At 54.7% G+C, this 18,374-nt stretch carries 13 protein-coding genes and 2 pseudogenes; 7 read left to right on the top strand and 8 right to left on the bottom strand.

The genetic code is table 11. From position 1 onward, the window contains the following. The first annotated feature begins 73 nt into the window (after positions 1-73). On the top strand, positions 74-1,192 hold the full coding sequence (gene rlmG, locus P3C52_RS12645; protein ID WP_275555346.1) for a 23S rRNA (guanine(1835)-N(2))-methyltransferase RlmG: 1,119 nt from the start codon (positions 74-76) through the stop codon (positions 1,190-1,192). Here the strand turns inward: rlmG and P3C52_RS12640 are convergent, their stop codons facing one another. Together P3C52_RS12640 and P3C52_RS12635 are read right to left on the bottom strand one after the other, a co-directional pair. After that, the gene (locus tag P3C52_RS12640) at positions 1,193-3,208 is read right to left on the bottom strand and encodes an NADPH-dependent 2,4-dienoyl-CoA reductase (RefSeq protein WP_275555345.1); all 2,016 of its coding nucleotides are present in this window, start codon (positions 3,206-3,208) and stop codon (positions 1,193-1,195) included. A gap of 180 nt (positions 3,209-3,388) precedes the next feature. Next, entirely contained in the window at positions 3,389-6,943 is a 3,555-nt protein-coding gene (locus tag P3C52_RS12635) for a transporter substrate-binding domain-containing protein (protein ID WP_275555344.1), read from the bottom strand. Between the two features lie 512 nt (positions 6,944-7,455). Between P3C52_RS12635 and P3C52_RS12630 the strand changes: the two genes are divergently transcribed. Then, on the top strand, positions 7,456-8,157 hold the full coding sequence (locus P3C52_RS12630) for a response regulator transcription factor (RefSeq protein ID WP_275555343.1): 702 nt from the start codon (positions 7,456-7,458) through the stop codon (positions 8,155-8,157). A gap of 85 nt (positions 8,158-8,242) precedes the next feature. Here the strand turns inward: P3C52_RS12630 and P3C52_RS12625 are convergent, their stop codons facing one another. After that, positions 8,243-8,959: a polyphenol oxidase family protein gene (locus P3C52_RS12625; RefSeq protein ID WP_275555341.1), complete on the bottom strand. Its 717-nt coding sequence runs from the start codon at positions 8,957-8,959 to the stop codon at positions 8,243-8,245. A gap of 737 nt (positions 8,960-9,696) precedes the next feature. Between P3C52_RS12625 and P3C52_RS12620 the strand changes: the two genes are divergently transcribed. The 3 genes from P3C52_RS12620 (at position 9,697) to P3C52_RS12610 (ending at position 13,440) form a co-directional block, all read left to right on the top strand. Next, positions 9,697-10,326, top strand: a complete 630-nt coding sequence (locus tag P3C52_RS12620) for a carbonic anhydrase (protein ID WP_275555340.1) — start codon at positions 9,697-9,699, stop codon at positions 10,324-10,326. Next, positions 10,323-11,798 carry a SulP family inorganic anion transporter gene (locus P3C52_RS12615; RefSeq protein ID WP_275555339.1) on the top strand — a complete coding sequence of 492 codons (1,476 nt, stop codon included), beginning with the start codon at positions 10,323-10,325 and terminating at the stop codon, positions 11,796-11,798. Before P3C52_RS12620 ends, P3C52_RS12615 begins: the two co-directional genes overlap by 4 nt. A 208-nt stretch (positions 11,799-12,006) precedes the next feature. After that, positions 12,007-13,440: a sensor domain-containing diguanylate cyclase gene (locus P3C52_RS12610; RefSeq protein ID WP_275555338.1), complete on the top strand. Its 1,434-nt coding sequence runs from the start codon at positions 12,007-12,009 to the stop codon at positions 13,438-13,440. Between the two features lie 75 nt (positions 13,441-13,515). Here the strand turns inward: P3C52_RS12610 and P3C52_RS12605 are convergent, their stop codons facing one another. The 3 genes from P3C52_RS12605 to P3C52_RS12595 form a co-directional block, all read right to left on the bottom strand. After that, complete coding sequence (locus P3C52_RS12605) at positions 13,516-13,728, bottom strand: hypothetical protein (RefSeq protein WP_275555337.1); 213 nt, start codon at positions 13,726-13,728, stop codon at positions 13,516-13,518. Between the two features lie 197 nt (positions 13,729-13,925). Further along, positions 13,926-15,281 (bottom strand): MFS transporter, encoded by a 1,356-nt coding sequence (locus P3C52_RS12600; RefSeq protein ID WP_275555336.1) that lies wholly within the window; start codon positions 15,279-15,281, stop codon positions 13,926-13,928. Between the two features lie 45 nt (positions 15,282-15,326). After that, complete coding sequence (locus tag P3C52_RS12595; RefSeq protein WP_275555335.1) at positions 15,327-16,268, bottom strand: 2-hydroxyacid dehydrogenase; 942 nt, start codon at positions 16,266-16,268, stop codon at positions 15,327-15,329. A gap of 96 nt (positions 16,269-16,364) precedes the next feature. Here P3C52_RS12595 and P3C52_RS12590 point away from each other — a divergent pair, with 96 nt between their 5' ends. Then, positions 16,365-17,273 carry a LysR family transcriptional regulator gene (locus P3C52_RS12590; protein ID WP_275555334.1) on the top strand — a complete coding sequence of 303 codons (909 nt, stop codon included), beginning with the start codon at positions 16,365-16,367 and terminating at the stop codon, positions 17,271-17,273. Positions 17,274-17,489: 216 nt separating this feature from the next. Here the strand turns inward: P3C52_RS12590 and P3C52_RS12585 are convergent, their stop codons facing one another. After that, complete coding sequence (locus tag P3C52_RS12585) at positions 17,490-17,807, bottom strand: Repressor protein CI (protein WP_275555409.1); 318 nt, start codon at positions 17,805-17,807, stop codon at positions 17,490-17,492. A gap of 45 nt (positions 17,808-17,852) precedes the next feature. Then, a pseudogene (locus P3C52_RS12580) lies at positions 17,853-17,924 on the bottom strand (helix-turn-helix domain-containing protein); the annotation flags it as partial. A 75-nt stretch (positions 17,925-17,999) separates the two neighbouring features. Here P3C52_RS12580 and P3C52_RS12575 point away from each other — a divergent pair. After that, positions 18,000-18,374: pseudogene (locus P3C52_RS12575) on the top strand (transposase); the annotation flags it as partial.

Here is an 18,374-nt window from a genome sequence, read left to right as displayed (position 1 = left end):
AATAAAAAGGCAGTATACTGCGCCCCCGCTTTCGGGGCGAAAAGATGCGCAATAGTACCACGCCGAGGGATCCATGAGCCAATTAGAACTGAGCCAACGCACGCTGACCTTACACCGCTTCCCGCGTATGCAGGAGGAAAACCCGCTACAGGCGTGGGATGCCGCCGATGAATATCTGCTGCAGCAAACGCTGCCGGAGCAGGGGCCGCTGCTGGTGTTTAACGACAGCTTTGGCGCGCTTGCCTGTGCGCTCGATCGTCCGCTGTACAGCATCAGCGACTCATGGATCAGCCAGCAGGCGGCGCGGCAAAACCTGCGTGATAACCAGCTGGATGAAGATCGCGTGACTTTTCTCGACAGCCTGGCACCGTTGCCTGCAGCGCCCGCCTGTGTGCTGATCAAAATCCCTCGTACGCTGGCGCTGCTGGAGCATCAGCTGCGTCAACTGCGTGATGTCGTCACGCCGGAAACGGTAATTATCGCCGGCGCACGCGCCAAAGATATTCATACCTCTACGCTACAGCTTTTTGAACGCATCCTTGGCCCGACGAAAACGTCGCTGGCCTGGAAAAAAGCGCGTCTGGTTTACAGCACATATTCGGCCCCCGCGCTGAAGCCGCAGGCGGAAACGCTAAGCTGGCCGCTGGATGGCACCGCGTATCAGATCCATAACCACGCCAACGTTTTTTCACGCAGCGGACTGGATATTGGCGCGCGCCTTTTTATGCAGCATCTGCCCGATAATATCGCGGGCGAAATTGTCGATCTCGGCTGTGGCAACGGCGTCATCGGCCTGCTGGCGCTGGAGATGAACCCAGAGGCGGAGGTGCATTTTATGGATGAGTCGTGGATGGCGGTGGCGTCCAGCCGGATGAACGTAGAGGTTAACCGCCCGCAGGATATGGCGCGCAGCCACTTTCAGGTGAATAACGCGCTGAGCGGTTTTCCGGCGGATCGCCTGCACGCGGTGCTGTGCAATCCGCCGTTCCATCAGCAGAGCGCCATCACCGATCATATCGCCTGGCAGATGTTTCGCGATGCGCGCCGTTGCCTGCAATATGGCGGCGAACTGCGCATCGTCGGCAATCGTCATCTCGACTACTACCGCAAAATGAAAAAGCTGTTCGGCAACTGCACCACCGTGGCGTCGAACAACAAGTTTGTGGTGCTGCGTTCAGTCAAGCTGCGCTGATTACAAGGTCAGCGCCAGCGCTGTACCTTGCGTAATAGCGCGCCGCGCATCCAGCTCCAGCGCCACGTCAGCGCCGCCGATAATATGCAGCGGCGTGCCCAGCGGCGCGAGCGCCGCGGCCAATGCCCGGTTTGGCTCTTGCCCCGCGCAGATAATCACATTATCCACCGGCAGCGTTATCGGGCTGCCGTCGCGCAGAATATGCAGACCGTCATCATCGACGCGCAGATATTGCACATTGCCCCACATCTCCACGCCGCGCGCCTGCAGGCTGCTGCGGTGGATCCAGCCGGTAGTTTTCCCCAGTCCGGCGCCCGGCTTGCCGGCTTTACGCTGGAGCAGCCAGATTTGACGCGGGCTGGTCGGCGACTGTGGCTGGGCTAAGCCGCCGCGCCGTTGCAGGCTCTGATCAATGCCCCACTGCTGGCAAAAAGCGGCAATATCCAAGCTGTCGTCACGATTGCTATGGCTCAGATAGCTGGCGGTATCAAATCCAATGCCGCCCGCGCCGATAATCGCTACGCGCTGACCGACCGGTTTTTTGTCGCGCAGTACGTCAAGGTAGCTAAGCACTTTGCGATGTGTAATGCCCGCAATATCCGGCGTGCGCGGTACGATGCCGGTCGCCAGCACGATCTCATCAAAATCGCCCAGCATATCCGCTGCAACGCGGCAGTTTAACCGCAGATCAACCTCATAACGCGCCAGCTGAGTGCGGTAATAACGCAGCGTTTCATTAAATTCCGCTTTGCCGGGAATTTGGCGCGCCACATTAAACTGTCCGCCGATCTCGCCAGCAGCGTCGAACAGCGTAACCTGATGGCCGCGCATGGCGGCATTCACCGCAAACGCCATTCCCGCCGGGCCTGCGCCTACCACCGCCAGCTTTTTCCGCTGAGCGGCTGGCGTAACCGGCAGCAGCGTTTCGTGACAGGCGCGCGGGTTGACCAGACAGGAGGTCACCTTACCGGCAAAAATCTGGTCGAGGCAGGCCTGATTGCAGGCGATACAGGTATTGATCTCGGCGGCGCGGTTGGCCTGGGCTTTGCTGACAAAAGCGGCATCGGCCAGAAAAGGGCGCGCCATTGAGATCATATCCGCACAGCCTTCATCCAACAGCTGCTGCGCCACTTCCGGTTGATTGATGCGGTTGGTGGCGATCAGCGGCAGCGTCAGATGCTGACGCAGCGTGCGCGTTACCCAGCCAAAGGCGGCGCGGGGAACCGAGGTGGCGATGGTGGGAATACGTGCTTCGTGCCAGCCGATGCCGGTATTAATCAGCGTCGCGCCCGCCGCTTCGATCGCCTGCGCCAGCTGAATCGTCTCCTCCAGCGTGTTGCCGTCCGGCACCAGATCGAGCATCGACAGCCGGTAAATAATAATAAACTCCGGCCCGACGGCCTGGCGTACCGCCTGCAGAACGCGCAGCGCAAAACGCATCCGGCGCGGAAAGTCGCCGCCCCATTCATCGTTGCGCTGATTGGTGCGCGCGGTCAGGAACTGGTTTATCAGATACCCTTCCGAACCCATAATTTCGACGCCGTCATAGCCAGCCTGCTGAGCCAGCGCCGCGCAGCGGGCAAAATCCGCAATCAGCTGCAGAATCGCCTGATGGGTTAACGCCTGTGGGGTGAAAGGGTTGATCGGTGCCTGGATCGGCGAGGGCGCCACCAGCGACGGCTGATAGCTGTAGCGCCCGGCGTGCAGGATCTGCATGGCGATTTTACCATCGTGACGATGCACCGCCTCGGTAATCTGCCGGTGATGCGCCAGCTCCGTTTCCGCATTCAGCACCGAGCCGCCCGCCACCACTACGCCTTCCGGCGAAGGCGCAATGCCGCCGGTGACGATCAGCGCCACGCCACCCGCCGCGCGTTCGGCATAGAAGGCGGCCAGCCGCTCGGCGCCGTCAGGCCGCTCTTCCAGCCCGGTATGCATCGATCCCATCAGTACGCGATTTTTAAGTTGGGTAAAGCCCAGATCGAGCGGATCGAAAAGAGAAGGGGAGATCGACATAGCGCTGCGCACCTGAATGTTAAAATATTGTTGTGTGGTCGGATGAGTTGACTGTAGCGCCAGCGGCAGGAAAGAAAAGCGGCAGCGGGTCAGGCTGTGAGATATATCAAAAATCTGTGGCAGAAGGGCCGCCCGCTGTTAAAAAGCCGGACGGCCCGTAAAGGCAGATCGCGCAGGCGGTTAAAAAAGATTGAGCGATTGCAGACGGGTCAGCAACGCCGCTTCCAACACCTGCACCTCATTCAGGATCTCCTCCTGCAGCATATCAAGGTCGTCATCATCGCTTTCGCTGTTTTCCAGTTGCTGACACAGGCTTTCCAGCCGTGAAGCGTTAAGCAGGCGCGCGCCACCTTTTAGCGTGTGCGCCAGCGTCGTCATTTCTTGGTGCTGCTGACACTGCTGAAGCTGATCCGCCAGCTGGCGGTGGCTGTCGATAGCGCTTTTAATCAGTTTGCCGCAGGCGGCGGGATCGGTCTGGCTTAGCTGCTCCAGCAGGCCATTGCCCGCCAGCGGTAAGGCGTCAGCAGGCACGGAAGTGGAGATAAAGCTGCTCAGCGTTTCGATATTGGCCGGTTTAAACAGACAGTGATTCATACCGGCATCAAGACAGTTTTGCTGGATAGTTTTTTCCGCCGATGCGGTCAGGCCAATAATCACTACCGGTTTCAGCTGCAGCTCCACTTCGCGCTGACGCAGTTTGCGGGTGAAGGTAAAGCCGTCCATATCCGGGATATTGCAGTCGGTAATGATCAGATCGATCGCATTTTTCTGCTGTTCCCAACAGGCCAGCGCCTGCGACGCCCGTTCCGTTTCGGTGACACGGTGCCCCAGGTATTTTAGCTGTTGCGCCAGCAGCAGGCGGTTAGGGGCATGATCCTCCAGAATCAAAATATGTCTGGCGCTGTGAGGATCGGGCTGTTTGATGTCGGCGGCAGCGGAGGTCGCTTCTTCGCAGAGCGGGGCAGTGAAGCAGAACGAAAACACCGAGCCCGCCTCGGCTTCGCTTTCGACGCTGATTTCCCCTTCCAGCAGATGCGCCAGATGACGACAAATGCTCAGGCCAAGGCCGGTGCCCGCCTGTTGGCTCTGCCTGTCGCCCGCCTGCACAAACGGCTCAAAAATTTTATGCAGTTCGTGAGGGCCGATGCCGCAGCCGGTATCGCTAATGCGCAAAATGTAGTCGCCGCGATTGTCCGCAGCGCTGTTTTGCTGCAATAGCGCAATTTCCACGCTGCCTTGTTGAGTGAATTTCAGCGCATTGCTCAGCAGGTTGGCGGCGATTTGATTAAACATGGTGGCGTCAATCAGCACGCAGGGTTGCTCAACCTCGATAACCTTACTGAAGGCCAGGCCGAGCGCTTTAGCCTTACTGTGAAACAGCGTAAACAGCTGCTCAACAATGGTGACCAGATTGGTTGGCGCGGGCTCAGGCTTGAAAATACCCGATTCGATCTTGGAGAGATCCAGCACGTTGCCTATCAGGCTTTGCAGAGCGGTAGCGGATTCATAGGCGGCGGTAATATTGGGCCCCAGCGGCCTGCGCGAGCGGCGCATCTCCAGCTCCAGCAGGCCGATAATGGCATGTAGCTGCGTGCGAATATCATGGCTGGTATTGGCCAAAAAGCGGCTTTTAAATTCGTTGGCGCGATCGGCTTCTTCCTTGGCTTTCTCCAGCGCGGTAAGCAATTCATAGCGCTCGGTAATATCGAGCCAGCCGCCGATAATGCCGACAATATTATCCTCATGATTGCGGTAGGGCAGCGTCCAGTGCAGCGTATAGTAATCGCGTCCCCGATAGTGCAGCTTGAGATCCTGTACCAGCGGTTTCCCTTCGCGAAATGTCCGCTCGTAAATATCCTGCAAACTCTGCTCCGGTGCGAATCCCGCAGGCAGCTCTGCAAGGGGCGAACCCAGCAGCCGCTCGCGCGGGATATGCAGAAAATCGACGTAAGCTTTGTTGCAGTGCAGCAGATGCATTTTCCGATCGCGAACATACATGACGACCGGCGACTCATCGAATAAAGTGTTGGTAAAAGTTAACTGATTTTTTAAGGTCTGCTCGGCGCGGGTACGCTCGCGAATTATGCGTTGCAGATGACGATTCCACAGCAGCACCAGCAGCGTCAGCAGGCCGATAACCAACGCTGCCTTAATTAAGGTACTGCGGTAATGCTTCCAGTAGCTTTCACCGTCTGCGTAACGGGCGTTCTGCCAGCGCAGCACGATTTTTTCCTGCGTATTACGCGAAATACTGAGCAGCGCTTTGTTGATGATGTTCATCAGCTCAACATTTTCACGCTGCGTGGTCATTACAAAGCGGGCAGGCTTATCGCCAACGGTACGGGTAATTTTCAGGTAGCCGGAATAGTGATTATTTAGCTGGTAATCGGCGATCAGCTTGGGCTGAATAATCGCATCGACTTCCCCTTTAACGAGCAGCTCAAAGGCCTGCTGCGAATTTTCGACCAGATGAAGCCGGTAATTGGGATAGTGCTGCTTTAACCACCAGCGTACCGGGCTGCTTTTTTCTATCGCTAATTTTTTATCGTGCAGCTGGGAAAGGGAAAACGCCGGCTTATCATTATTTTCCTGCACCATTACCCAGGGCGTCACAATATAAGGCCGGGAGTAGAGCAGGTTGGGATCGGGCTGCTCCGGCAGCAGTTCAGCAAGATTAAGCGCGACGATGTTATTGTCCTGTACTGCGAAAGGCTCAGGATAAACAAATTTAAAGCCGGTGCGCTCGCTGATCAGCTGCAGCAGTTCCGCTTCAATGCCTTCCGGCTGGTTATCATGATTTTCAACCACCAGTGGCGCGATATTCCAGCCTGTGACCACCGGAATAACCGGATTCTGGCGTAGCCATATCTCATCATCTGCATTGAGCATCAAAGGATGCGCTTTCAGCACAAAGGCCGAATCGAGCCCCCAACGTACGGCAATGCGCATACGTCCAGCCAGAGGAATATTTTGCAGCGCGATATCGATCGCTTTTGCCAGCTCCGGCTGCGACGCATCTACACCAAACGAAAGGTTCATATCGGGCAGGGCATGATTTGCCGACAGGCTAACCTGATTGCTGTAGCCGTAGCGCCGTATAAACTCGATGCTGGCGGCGCTGCCCCACATGGCGTCCGCCTGGCCAAAGGCGGTGGCGGCCAGCGCCATTTCGGTATTCTGATAATGCTGCAGACGCGCATGAGGAAAATAGCGCTGTAGCTGCTGGCGAAAACCGGGCGCGTCGGCCCAGGCCAGCACCGGCTGAACCGCATGGTTAAATTTAACCGGGGCGCGCTCGCGCTGGGCGATCACCGGATAATCCAGCAGCCACGGCGTTGTGGCGATAACGCCATCAGCGCCATGCAGATGCGGGTTATAGAAAGCCAACATATCGATTTGGTGGTTTTTCAGAGCGTGAAGAGCTTCATCTGGCGTAGCGTAAATTTTGATTTGTACTTCAGCATCCAGCATTCTTTTTAATGCGCCCAGATAATCAGCAGAAACGCCTTCAAATTTGCCCGCTTCCAGCTTGTTATAAATGGGGGGACGTGACGAGCCGGGCACGCCAATACGCAGCAGCCTGGGATAAGTAAAATTCTCTAATTCTTTAATTTCAGCTTCTTGGGGAACAACAATATCTGTATTAACGTGAAGCGTTAATTCCTGTGGCTGAGCCAAAACGGAAAAGTGCAGAATAAATAAAGAAAGGTAAATATATAAGTTCCTTTTGGTCATCAACATCGTCCTGAAATTGAGCTTTACAAATACTTAAAATTTGGCGGGAAGTAACTTCTTATGAGGGATGCTTTTTATTTTACGATTTTACTGAGAATAATAGAATTTTTCCTTAGTAAAACATAGAACCTCGGCGATGCCAAAATTATTTTGAGACGTTTCTTGTGTTGAGCAGCAGGATTTACGCTTTTTTTCTCAACCATTTCTGAGTCGAAACGGGCTATCGGTACGTTTCTTTTTATGCTAAAAGTAACGGGAATTGTCTCAAGTTTTACATTGCGCCTGGCGTTAACAGGCTGTTTAGCCGACAAACCAACTAACGGGAACCGGTAACATTCAGCGGTTAACTAAGTAGTGTTATAGATGTATATAAATCAACGCGATTAACACACAATAAATTACTATTAAATTTTAATAAAAAACTGGCAAAACCTATTAGGCATCGCAAGAGGCGGTGCTTCAGCATATTAATTAGTGCGCCTACTCATCGATATGATTCAAGGAGTGAAGAGATGACAAAAACCATCGCCCGGCCTTTACGGGTAGCGCTACTGGACGATCATCCCATGATTCGGACGGCGTTTGAAATCTGTATTAATGCCGAATCAGACATGAAGTTAGTGAAAGCTTTTGGCTCCAGCCAGCAGCTCTTTGGCGAGCTGCCCGATTTACATCTTGATGTTCTGGTTCTCGATTTTTTATTAGGTGAGCGCGAACTGGATGGCCTGGCATTAATCAAACAGCTACGTAACCATTACCCCGGGCTGAACATTCTTATTTCCTCCGCAATGGAAAGTCCGGCAGTGGTAAAAATGGTGTTGAATGCGGGGGTAAAAGGCTTTATTGGCAAAAGTCAGGATATGAGCGAAATGATCCTGGCGATTCGTCAGGTAGGACAAGGACGTAACTGGCTTTCACGCGATATGGCGTATGAAATTGAAGGTTTATACGTTATTGATGAGGAGGCGCGCAGTCCGCTGGCGGGTAACAGCCAGAAGGGCAGCCTGTACGAAAAGGTGAAATTGCTGAGTCCGCGTGAAGTCGAAGTGATCCGCTGCTTCCTTAATGGCATGAGCGTGTCGCAAATTGCCATCAAATTTAAACGTAGCCGTAAAACCGTCAGCGGCCAAAAACAGTCGGCGTTAAGAAAACTGGGTCTGCGTTCCGATAATGAACTCTTCAAATACAGTAACGATCTGCTTCCCCGCGCCTGAAGGCGCGTTCTTCCTGATGGCGTCTTACTCGCTGGCTTACCGGACACAGGGTCAACCGGTAAGCCGGGCCGCGCAGGCGAGAATGTTACTCCCGCCGCTGAATCCATGAATAACGTAAGGCGTAGCCGTCAGAAACGTGCGAATTGCGCCGATAGCTCGACTGCGGTTCGGCGCTGCAATAGGTGCAAACCGGCAGGACATCAATCTGCGCTGCCGGAATACCCATAGCCAGCAACATCTGCCGGGCCAGATCCGGCAGATCAAACCAGATCCCGTGCTGCGTCGCCTGCGCCTGTGGCCGAACGGCACGTTCATTATGCGGCTGTGCAGAAAACCAGCGCGGCGCGCTGACCAGCGGATTACCCGCTATCTTACCCAACATATCTTCACCCAGCTCATAGCAGCAGGGTGCGATCGCTGGACCAATCGCGACAACCAGGCTTTGCGGCGTGGCGCCGAAATCGAGCAGTTTAGCTACCGCCTGCTGCAATACGCCCGCCAGCGTGCCTTTCAGGCCGGCATGAACGGCGGCGACATGGTGCCGACGCGTATCCGCAATCAGCACCGGCAGACAATCCGCGGTATAAACTGCAACCGGACGCGAATCGATCGCTATAACGCCGTCCGCCTCGCACTGCTTACGCGGAAAGGCGGCTTCAGACATCACCACCGTTGCGCTGTGTCGTTGATGACCGCAGGCGGTCTCCTCTGGCGGCAGCACGCCAGCCGGTAAAAAGGCGTGTTTCAGCCAGCCAAGCGAGGCGAGCAGATCGGACGTTCGAACCGGAGAACCCTTTTGCATCATTCACCCCTGCAAAGAATGTAGTAAAAGCCAGGCTACGCCCGCCATCAGGCAGGACGAAACGGGGATATCTGAATATACAGGCCGCCGTCGGGCCAGAAAAGGTCAGAAAGCAGGGATGCACTGAACGTCGGTTTTAATCGCTTTTATGACAGCCTGTTGCCTGGCGTTAGGTAAATAAACGCAAAGAGTTTACTGCTGAAACAGGAAATGGCGAGATCGGCAATATTTTTCACGCCAGCCAAACAAATAAAGCCTTTAATTAATTTCGTGCGTGACTAATTACATCGGCATATTCAATCAGGACCGGCGTTTATTGTGTTTTCATTGTTTTTTCTTATGACCTGAAAAAGCCAGTTTGGCGAAAAGTAAAATTGAGATGCCAGGCTATTTATGAGATTTGCGTCTATTTAATTCCCCTTTTTACAGGCAGGTTATTCATAATAAAGTTGTTAATTAAAATAGTTAACTGTTTGATTTTAAATGTTTTTAATTGCAGGTATAAATTATTGAAATTGCAATGGTTAACAATCCTATTTACCTAATCTATACACAGGATTTAGATAAGATTACAGTTGGCAATAATGTTGCTTAATTGTTTTTTAAAGGTCACTTACTTATTATCAAAAGTGGCACTACTTATTTTATCGGCGCTTTAATTAAAGCCTTCCGATATTTCCTGATGATTTCACTGTCGCCCAGGCTTGCCTGTATTTATCCGAATGGAGACGACGACGTTGACGACCTTAAAACCCCTGTTAGCCAAAAACCGTAGTTGGGCTTTACAAAAAACGCAGCGCAATCCGCGCTATTTTGAACGCTATTTGCATCAGCAAAAGCCCCATTCGCTATGGATTGGCTGTTCTGACAGCCGGGTTCCGGCGGAAGTGCTGACCGGCGCCGATCCGGGCGAACTCTTTGTACATCGTAATATCGCCAATATGGTGCTGACCGATGACGATAATTTTATGAGCGTGCTGCAATACGCGCTGGAATACCTTGAAGTCAAACGCATTGTGCTGTGCGGACACTACGGCTGCGGCGGCGTACAGGCCGCCGTCGCGCTGCCTGAAAGCCCGCTGGCACAGGAAGATTCCGCGCTCTCACGGCGTATTGCGGCGCTGCGCGCTGCGCTCACGGACGGGCTTGCAACGTTTCATGCCGCGGGCGAGGCGGACGAGACGCGTTTAAACCGGCTGATTGAAGCGAATGTGCTGGCGCAGTTTAGCTGTCTGGTCGCCAGCGCGCCGGTGCTGCAGGCCTGGCGTAACGGTAAAGAACTGGATCTGTTCGGCTGCGTTTATGACCTCCAGTCAGGACATTTAACCGAGTTAATTCAGCAATCTGGAGAGGAAACATCACCATGAATCTAAAGACGCTTCGGCAGGATCTTCCTGCCGGCCTTGTCGTGTTTCTGGTGGCTCTGCCGCTCTGTTTGGGCATTGCGCAGGCCAGCGGCTTGCCGCCGTTCGTCGGTTTGCTAACCGGCGTGATTGGCGGGCTGGTTGTCACCTCCTGTAGCCCGTCGCGCTTCGCCGTTAGTGGCCCGGCGGCGGGTCTGGTGACGATTGTAATCGCATCTATTGCTTCGTTAGGTTCGTTTTCCGCCTTTTTACTCGCACTGGTGCTGGCGGGCATCATTCAGATTGGCTTAGGCATGCTGCGCGCCGGACGCTTTATTTCGCTGGTTCCCGGCAGCGTGATTAAAGGGATGCTGGCGGCTATCGGTATCCTACTGATTATGCAGCAGATCCCGGTGGCGCTGGGCGCCAGCGGCGACAGCGAGCTGAGCGCCTTATTTAGCGGCGAATTCAGCTTTTCCGCGTCGGCGATAGGGGTAGCGGCGGTGGGCCTGCTGATTTTATGGCTCTGGACGACGCCGGTGATAAAAAAGGTTAAAGCGCTGAGCTGGATACCTGGGCCGTTGATCGCCGTACTGGTTGGCGGTCTGGCGACGGTATTCGGCGATCGGCTGCAGCCTGAAATGATTGCCAACCTGCCGCGCATTTCCCTGCCGAAATTCGACAGCATCAGCGCGCTGACCGCCGAGCTGGAGAGCCCTGACTGGCAGGCGTGGCGTAATCCTTCCGTCTATGTGGTGGCCGTCACCCTGGCGCTGGTTGCCAGCCTCGAAACGCTGCTCAGCCAGCAGGCGCTGAATAAGCTGCGTCCGCAAAATCCGCCGCCGTCGCCGAACAAAGAGATGCTGGCTCAGGGGATCGGCAATACGCTGGCCGGTTTCCTTGGCGCTTTGCCGATCACGGCGGTAATCGTGCGCAGCTCGGTCAACGTCAGCGTGGGCGCTCAGAGCAAGCTATCGATTCTGCTGCACGGCGTGCTGTTGTTAATCTGCGGCCTGTGGTTTAGCGAATTGCTGAATGTCATTCCGCTGGCCAGCCTGGCGGCGGTGCTGCTCTATACCGGCTATAAGCTGGCGACCCCGCGCCTTTTTATCGAGCAAATACGCATGGGCGCGCAGCAGTTTGTGCCTTTTATCACCACCATCATCGGCATTATCGCTTTCGGGATGCTGGCCGGTATCGGGCTGGGCATTGCTACGCAGATTCTCTACAGCATTTATAAAAGCCACCGTAACGCGCTGCAGCTTACACGCTATGAAGACCATTACGTGCTGCGTCTGCAGCAGAACCTGACTTTTATGAACAACCCGCGATTACAAAATTTGCTGGATGAGATTCCAGAAAACAGCGTAGTCATCGTCGATCACGATAACGTTGATTATCTTGATCCCGATGTTAAAGCGGTGCTGAAAGAGTTTGGCGAAAAGGCACCGCGCCGCGGTATCCGCCTGAACCAGTGGCCGGTGGCGGTAAAATAAACCTCCAATGGCTTAAATAAAAACAGGCGCTCATTGAGTGCCTGTTTTGCTTTATACGATGAAGAAGATTCATCCTGACGCCTTCGCAGGCCATGATAAGATGTCGCGCTGCGCCAGATGAATGCTGGCACGACGAAACATGCCGCCGACCATGCTGCCAATTGAGGAACAGACGGCGGCAAGAGCAACGTAACAGGTACGTTCGGCTATGCAATTTGCGCTTCTTGATAAAGATAAACCGCACAGAAATTTCTTTATCCTGTTTTTCTTTACTGCCTTTTTCTGTTTTATTGGCGGCCATTTGCGCCAGCCCGCTGAGCTATCGCTGTTTTGGCCGATAAACGCCTTGTTAACCGCTATTTTTGTTCGTTTCCCCTGGCTGCACCGTCCGCGTTATTACCTGGTATGCTACGGCGCCATGGTGTTCAACGACACGCTATTTTCCGGCTGGGCGATCCCGGCGTTTACCATTAACGGCGCCAATATTGTCTTTATGCTGGTCGCCGTTTCGATGCTGAACCCGCGGGCTGGACTGATCAACGCTTCCGGCAGAGTAAAAAGCGCGCTAAGCATTTTTCCCGCCTGTCTGCTGGCGTCGGTGATGTGCGCCAGCTGGGGCGCGCTGGCGCAGGGATTACGCTTTAATGAACAACTGCTGCCCGCATGGAGCGACTGGTTCAGCGAGCAGTTTTCCACCGGCGTGCTGCTGCTGCCTTTTTTGCTGACGCTGCCGCGCCGCTCGACGCTGCTTTCCTCGCTGGGCCACGGCCAGCGCTGTTGGCCAGTTTTAATGCTGGGGATGTCAATTGGCGCCGCGGTTATTATTGGCGGCGGCGGCAGCCTCTCTTTTCCGGTTCCGGCGCTAATCTGGTGTGCGATTAGTTACCCGCTTTGGCTGACCAGCGGGCTGACATTATTAACCGGCATTACTGAAATCATTCTGGTCGTCCATGGCGTTATGAATATCCAGGGCGACGACAGCCTGTTGCCACTTAGCCATCTGGCCTCGGCGCGGCTGGGCGTGGCGACGGTCGCTATTAGCCCACTGATTGTCGCCGTCAGCATGGATGCCATTCGGCAGCTTAATCATCAGCTGACGCTGCGTGCTAACCACGATTTCCTTACCCGCCAGTTTTCGCGTTCCGGCCTGTACGATCGCCTGCATCAGCTGGAGCGCGCGCAGGCGCTGCGTGGTCGTCGGGCGAGCGTACTGCTGATCGATATTGACCATTTCAAAGCCATTAATGACAACTACGGCCATGATGCGGGCGATGCGGTGCTGGTTGATGTTGCGCAGCGTATGCAGCAAACGGTGGATCAGTCGGGGCTGGTATGCCGGTTCGGCGGCGAAGAGTTTTTAGTGCTGCTGTTCGATCTTGATGAGACCCAGCTGCTGGAAAAGGCGGAGGGGATCCGGCGATGCATTATGCAGCAAAAATTTATGCTGCGCGGCAATGCCGTTGCCGTCACCGTAAGCATCGGCGTGGCGAGCGGACAGCTGGCAGGTGTGAGCGTTAATGATGCTTTTAACCGGCTGGTTTCTGCGGCGGATAAACAGCTGTTTATCTCAAAACGCAGCGGGCGTAACCGAACAACGTTGATGCCGGAAAACGTAAAGCCGACGGCGGACACGCTGACATAACGGCAGCAGAAAAGAAAAAACCGCAGCAGCTAACCTGCACTGCTGCGGGGTCAGAATTAAAGCTAATTGCGTGTATTAAGAGCGAATATAGGTGCGGATGACATCGGCAATAGCTTTGTTCGCTTCGCGGGCATCACGATGCTCAACCTCATTCGCCAGGTTTTCCAGGTACTTATTCAGCTTGCCGCCGGTGGGCACGTTGCCAAACGTAATCAGCATCTGAACAATTTGACGCAGCGCCAGCAGTTCCAGCGACAGACGTTCAACAACAGGATCTTTCTCAGACATATTCACTCCGGCGGACACAGAACTTTGCTGAGAAACATCATACGTGGTTGGCGATTTTTCAATCGGCTAAACAGAGGTGATAAGCGAGGGTATTTTGCCGCGGCGGGAAGCGTTGATGAGCAGGCGACGGCCTGCTGGATAAATGCCGCTGTGTTTAACGCCCTTACCGCCAGCAGGCGGTAAGGGCGAAAGGTGGTTTACGGCTGCACAGGCGTAGCCTGAACGCGCTCAAAGCGGTTGGCGATGATCAGATAAGCCACGACCGCCAGCACGCCGTGGGCAGCGACGAACCATAGTGCATCCGCAAAGGAACCCGTCACGCTCACCACATAACCAATCACCAGCGGCGTAATGATCCCGGCAATATTGCCGATGCCGTTAAAGACGCCGCCACACAGCCCAATCATATTTTTCGGCGCCACGTCTGAAAGCACAGCCCAGCCTACAGCAGCAAAGCCTTTGCCGAAGAACGCCATGGCCATCAGAGCGATCACAGCGCTGTTGCTGTCGACAAAGTTGGCGAATACCAGCAGCGTTGAAAGGCTCATGCCAATGACGAAAGGCGTTTTACGTGCCCGTGAAGGATGCATGCCCTGGCGTATCAGGGCGTCTGACAGATAGCCGCCGAGAATGCCGCCGGTAAAACCGCAGATGGCCGGCAATGCCGCCACCCAGCCCGCCTGCATAATGGTCATTCCGCGTCCCTGAATAAGGTAGATCGGGAACCAGGTAATAAAAAAGTAGGTGAGGGCGGTAATGCAATACTGACCCAGGTAGATGGCCCACAGATTACGATTATTGAACAAACACTTCATTTCGCGCAGCGATGTTGGCCGCGCGTTTTTTTTGCGATCCGCTTCCAGATCGACCAGCGCGCCTCCCTCTTTCATCAGCGCCATTTCTTCTTTCGTTAAGCGCGGATCGCTATGCGGCTCGCGATAAAAGGCGAACCATACAAATGAGAGTGCAATTCCCAGCGCGCCCATCCAGAGAAACACATGTTCCCAGCCGAGCGAGTGGGTCAGCCATGCCATGATGGGGGTAAATACCACCACCGCCATATACTGCCCGGAATTAAACAGCGCCGAGGCGACGCCGCGCTCGCGAGTCGGGAACCAACAGGACACGATGCGTGAATTGGCGGGAAATGCCGGTGACTCCACCAGCCCCAGCATAAAGCGCATCAGAAACAGCGTCATCGCCGCCAGCGAGCCGGTCAGACCAATCCAGCCTACGGTGCCTTGCAGCGCGGTAAATATCGACCATAGTAGCAGGCTGCCGCCATAAACGCGCCGGGCGCCAAAGCGATCGAGCAGCCAGCCGCCGGGGATTTGCCCCAGCGCATAGGCCCAGGCGAAGGCGGAGAAAATCATGCCGAGCATCAGCGGATCGAGGCCCAACTCTTTTACTACCGAGGTACCCGCAATCGACATGGTGGCGCGGTCGGCATAGTTGATCACCGTAATAATGAAGATTAACGCTAAGATCCAGTAACGGTGGCGGCCTACGCGTAGCGCGTGGTCGGCAGGTACATCAAGCGGCTTGCTGCTCATAGATACCTCGCTCTCTTATTTTATGTAGGGTAAGCACATCGCGAATCAGACTTTATCAGGCGGCGTTTCTCCGCTAAAACAGGCGGCCAGATTGCGCAGCACAATCTCTCCCATCTCCAGCCGGGTTTGCTGCGTGGCGCTGGCGCGATGCGGTTGCAGCGTGACCTGCGGCAGCGTAAAGAAGGCTTCCGGCACGTGCGGTTCATTAACGAAAACGTCCAGCCCGGCACCGGCGATGCGCTGATGTTTCAGCGCATCAAGCAAGGCGGCTTCGTCCACCAGCTTTCCACGGGCGATATTGATAAAGAAGCCTTCGGCGCCCAGCGCGTCGAGTACCGAAGCGGTTACGATCGCCTTGCCGTCGTCCGCCGAGGCGGCCAGCATCAGCACGTCAACCTCACGCGCCAGCGCGTGCAGATCTTCAACGAAGCGCCACGGCAGCGCCGGACGCGGCGTTCGGCTGTGGTATGAGATTTCCATACGAAAGGCTTCGGCGCGCCGGGCAATCGCCGTCCCCACCTGGCCCATACCGATAATCCCTAATTTGATGCCGGTTACCTTGTGCGCCAGCGGCAGCTGCGTTTGCGGCCAGCGGCCCGCGCGCAGCACCGCTTCCGCTTCGCTCATGCGTCGCAACGTCGCGATCAGCAGGCCAAAGGCCATATCCGCGACATCATCCGTCAGGACGCCAGGCGTGGTGGTGACGGCGATGTTGCGACGGGCGGCATGGACTAAATCCACCGCGTCTGTACCGATCCCGCTAATGGCGATAATTTTTAGCGCAGGTAAGCGATCCATCGTCGCGTTATCCAGTCCTTTCGCACCGCCGGTCACGACGCCCTGAATAAGCGGCCCGAACTCATCAAACAGGCGGTTGGGATCGGTTTGCTGATAAAGGCGATGCACAACGTAATTCGCCTCCAGCTGTTGATCGATAGCATCCGGCAGCGGCTGGGTTAATAAGAGATGAACTAAAGCGTCTTTCACAGGCGTGTCCAGGTAGTGGGAGATAGGGCAAGCATGGACGGAGCAGTAATACCTGTCTAATATAAATACAGCATCTATTGATATAAGAATTGAATCATGGAACTGCATCAGCTGAACTGTTTTCTGGCGGTGGCGGAAGAGTTGAATTTCAGCCGGGCCGCGGCGCGCCTGAACATGACCCAGCCACCGCTCAGCCGACAAATCCAGCTGCTGGAAAAAAGCCTCGGCGTCATCCTTTTCGCCCGTAATAACCGGCGCGTGCAGCTGACTGCCATGGGTGAGCAGCTGTTAAAAGAGGCGCGGCTGATTTTGAAGCTCAGCGATCGGCTGGCGTTATCGCTGCGGCAGAGCGCCGCAGGCGAGACGGGCACCTTATCGATGGGATTTACCGCCGTTTTCTCCTGGGCATTTATTCCTAATTTGCTGAAGGAGATGGCGCAGAGGTTGCCTGGCGTCACCTTTAACCTGCATGAGTTGGTATCAAATAAGCAGATTGCCGCTATCCAGCATAACCAGTTGGATATTGGCTTTGTGCGTCATGTTCCGCCCGATCCGCGACTTGCCTGGCTGCCGCTAAACGCCGAAAACCTGATTGCCGCCTTTCCCAGCGACCATCCGTTAGCCCGCAAACGTAAAATCCCATTGACGGCGTTTAATCAGGAACCTTTCTTTTTATACGCCAAAGAAGAAGCGCGCTATTTTTACGATCGCATTACCGATCTGTTTATTTTTCATCAAATTACGCCGGACTATAAATACCAGCTGGCGCAAACGCATACGATTTTGGGCATGGTTAACGCGGGCCTGGGCTGCGCCATTGTGCCCGCCTCGTCAAAAACGCTGGGCTTTGCCAACGTAACGTTTATGCAGATTGAGGAGGTGAATATTCAGGCGCTTAACTTCCTGGTTTACGCCAAAGATAATCCTAATCCAGTTTTAGGTAATTTTTTGAAGGCGGTTACAAAATTACATGCCGAAAGCGGCGAAGGGCCTGACGCGCTCTGACTGGCCCGGACAAAACAGCAAACCGCCACTGACAATAAAGCCGAATCTGGCATCATCACAGATGGGGCGGCGTACGCGCGGACCGTCCTGTCACGGCTTATATAACCTCGGTCGTATAAACCCGCGCTTCGCCTTTGGCGGCGTCTTCTAATGCGTTGACTGACGCCGGTCTGGGCAGCGCGTAAATCCAGCCGCAGCCCGATTTTACGGACTGCCTTAACCTGGCTCGCTATAAACGCCTGTCACGCGTCCCAGCGGCTTAATGTCGTCGATCCCGCACTCAAATACCACTTTACCGCCGGCAACATGCAGTTTTTTGCCCGGCAGTTTCGTCAGCTCACGAATGCTGATCGCGCCTTCGATATCCACTAACCACACGCCGTCGGACAGTGAAGCATCCTGCTCAATAAAATGCAGTTTGCCCTCAGCCTGTACGGCGATCGGCCTGGTAAAAGGTTTGCTGAAAAAATGACCTGAGATGGTGATCGTGTCCGTACTGACCAGCGATTCTTCACTTAATGTGAATGTCTCGATTTTCTGGCGATCGTCGGCGCCTTTCGCCTCGAACTGTGAGCCATTGCCGGTAAGCAGCCAGGCAATACTGGCGCCGGTTTCTAACTCGCAATGCACGATAAAGTCATAAGAAATCGAGTCGCGGCTGTATGAATCGCCACGGGTTTAACAGACACCTCAGAGTCATTTAAGATGACTTGAAGAGAGGTGCCCATGAGCGGTAAGCGTTACCCCGAAGAGTTTAAAGCTGAAGCAGTCAAACAGGTTGTTGATCGCAGTTATTCTGTTGCCAGCGTTGCAACACGTCTTGATATTACCACCCACAGCCTTTACGCCTGGATAAAGAAGTACGGTCCGGACTCATCGACTAATAAAGAACAGTCAGATGCTCATGCCGAGATCCGCCGACTCCAGAAGGAGCTGAAGTGGGTTACTGACGAACGGGACATATTAAAAAATCTGCGGCGTACTTCGCAAAACTGTCCGACTGAGGTACGCCTTTATCCGCGACAACACCTGTTGCTGGCCTGTTCGCCTGCTCTGTCGGGTGCGGGATGTTCATCCCAGTGGCTTTTACGCCTGGCTTCA

The sequence above is a fragment of the Mixta sp. Marseille-Q2659 genome, assembly GCF_940807255.1.
GTDB lineage: Bacteria > Pseudomonadota > Gammaproteobacteria > Enterobacterales > Enterobacteriaceae > Mixta.
Note: the sequence above shows the minus strand (reverse complement) of the source record. Positions and strands in the feature narration are given on the sequence as shown.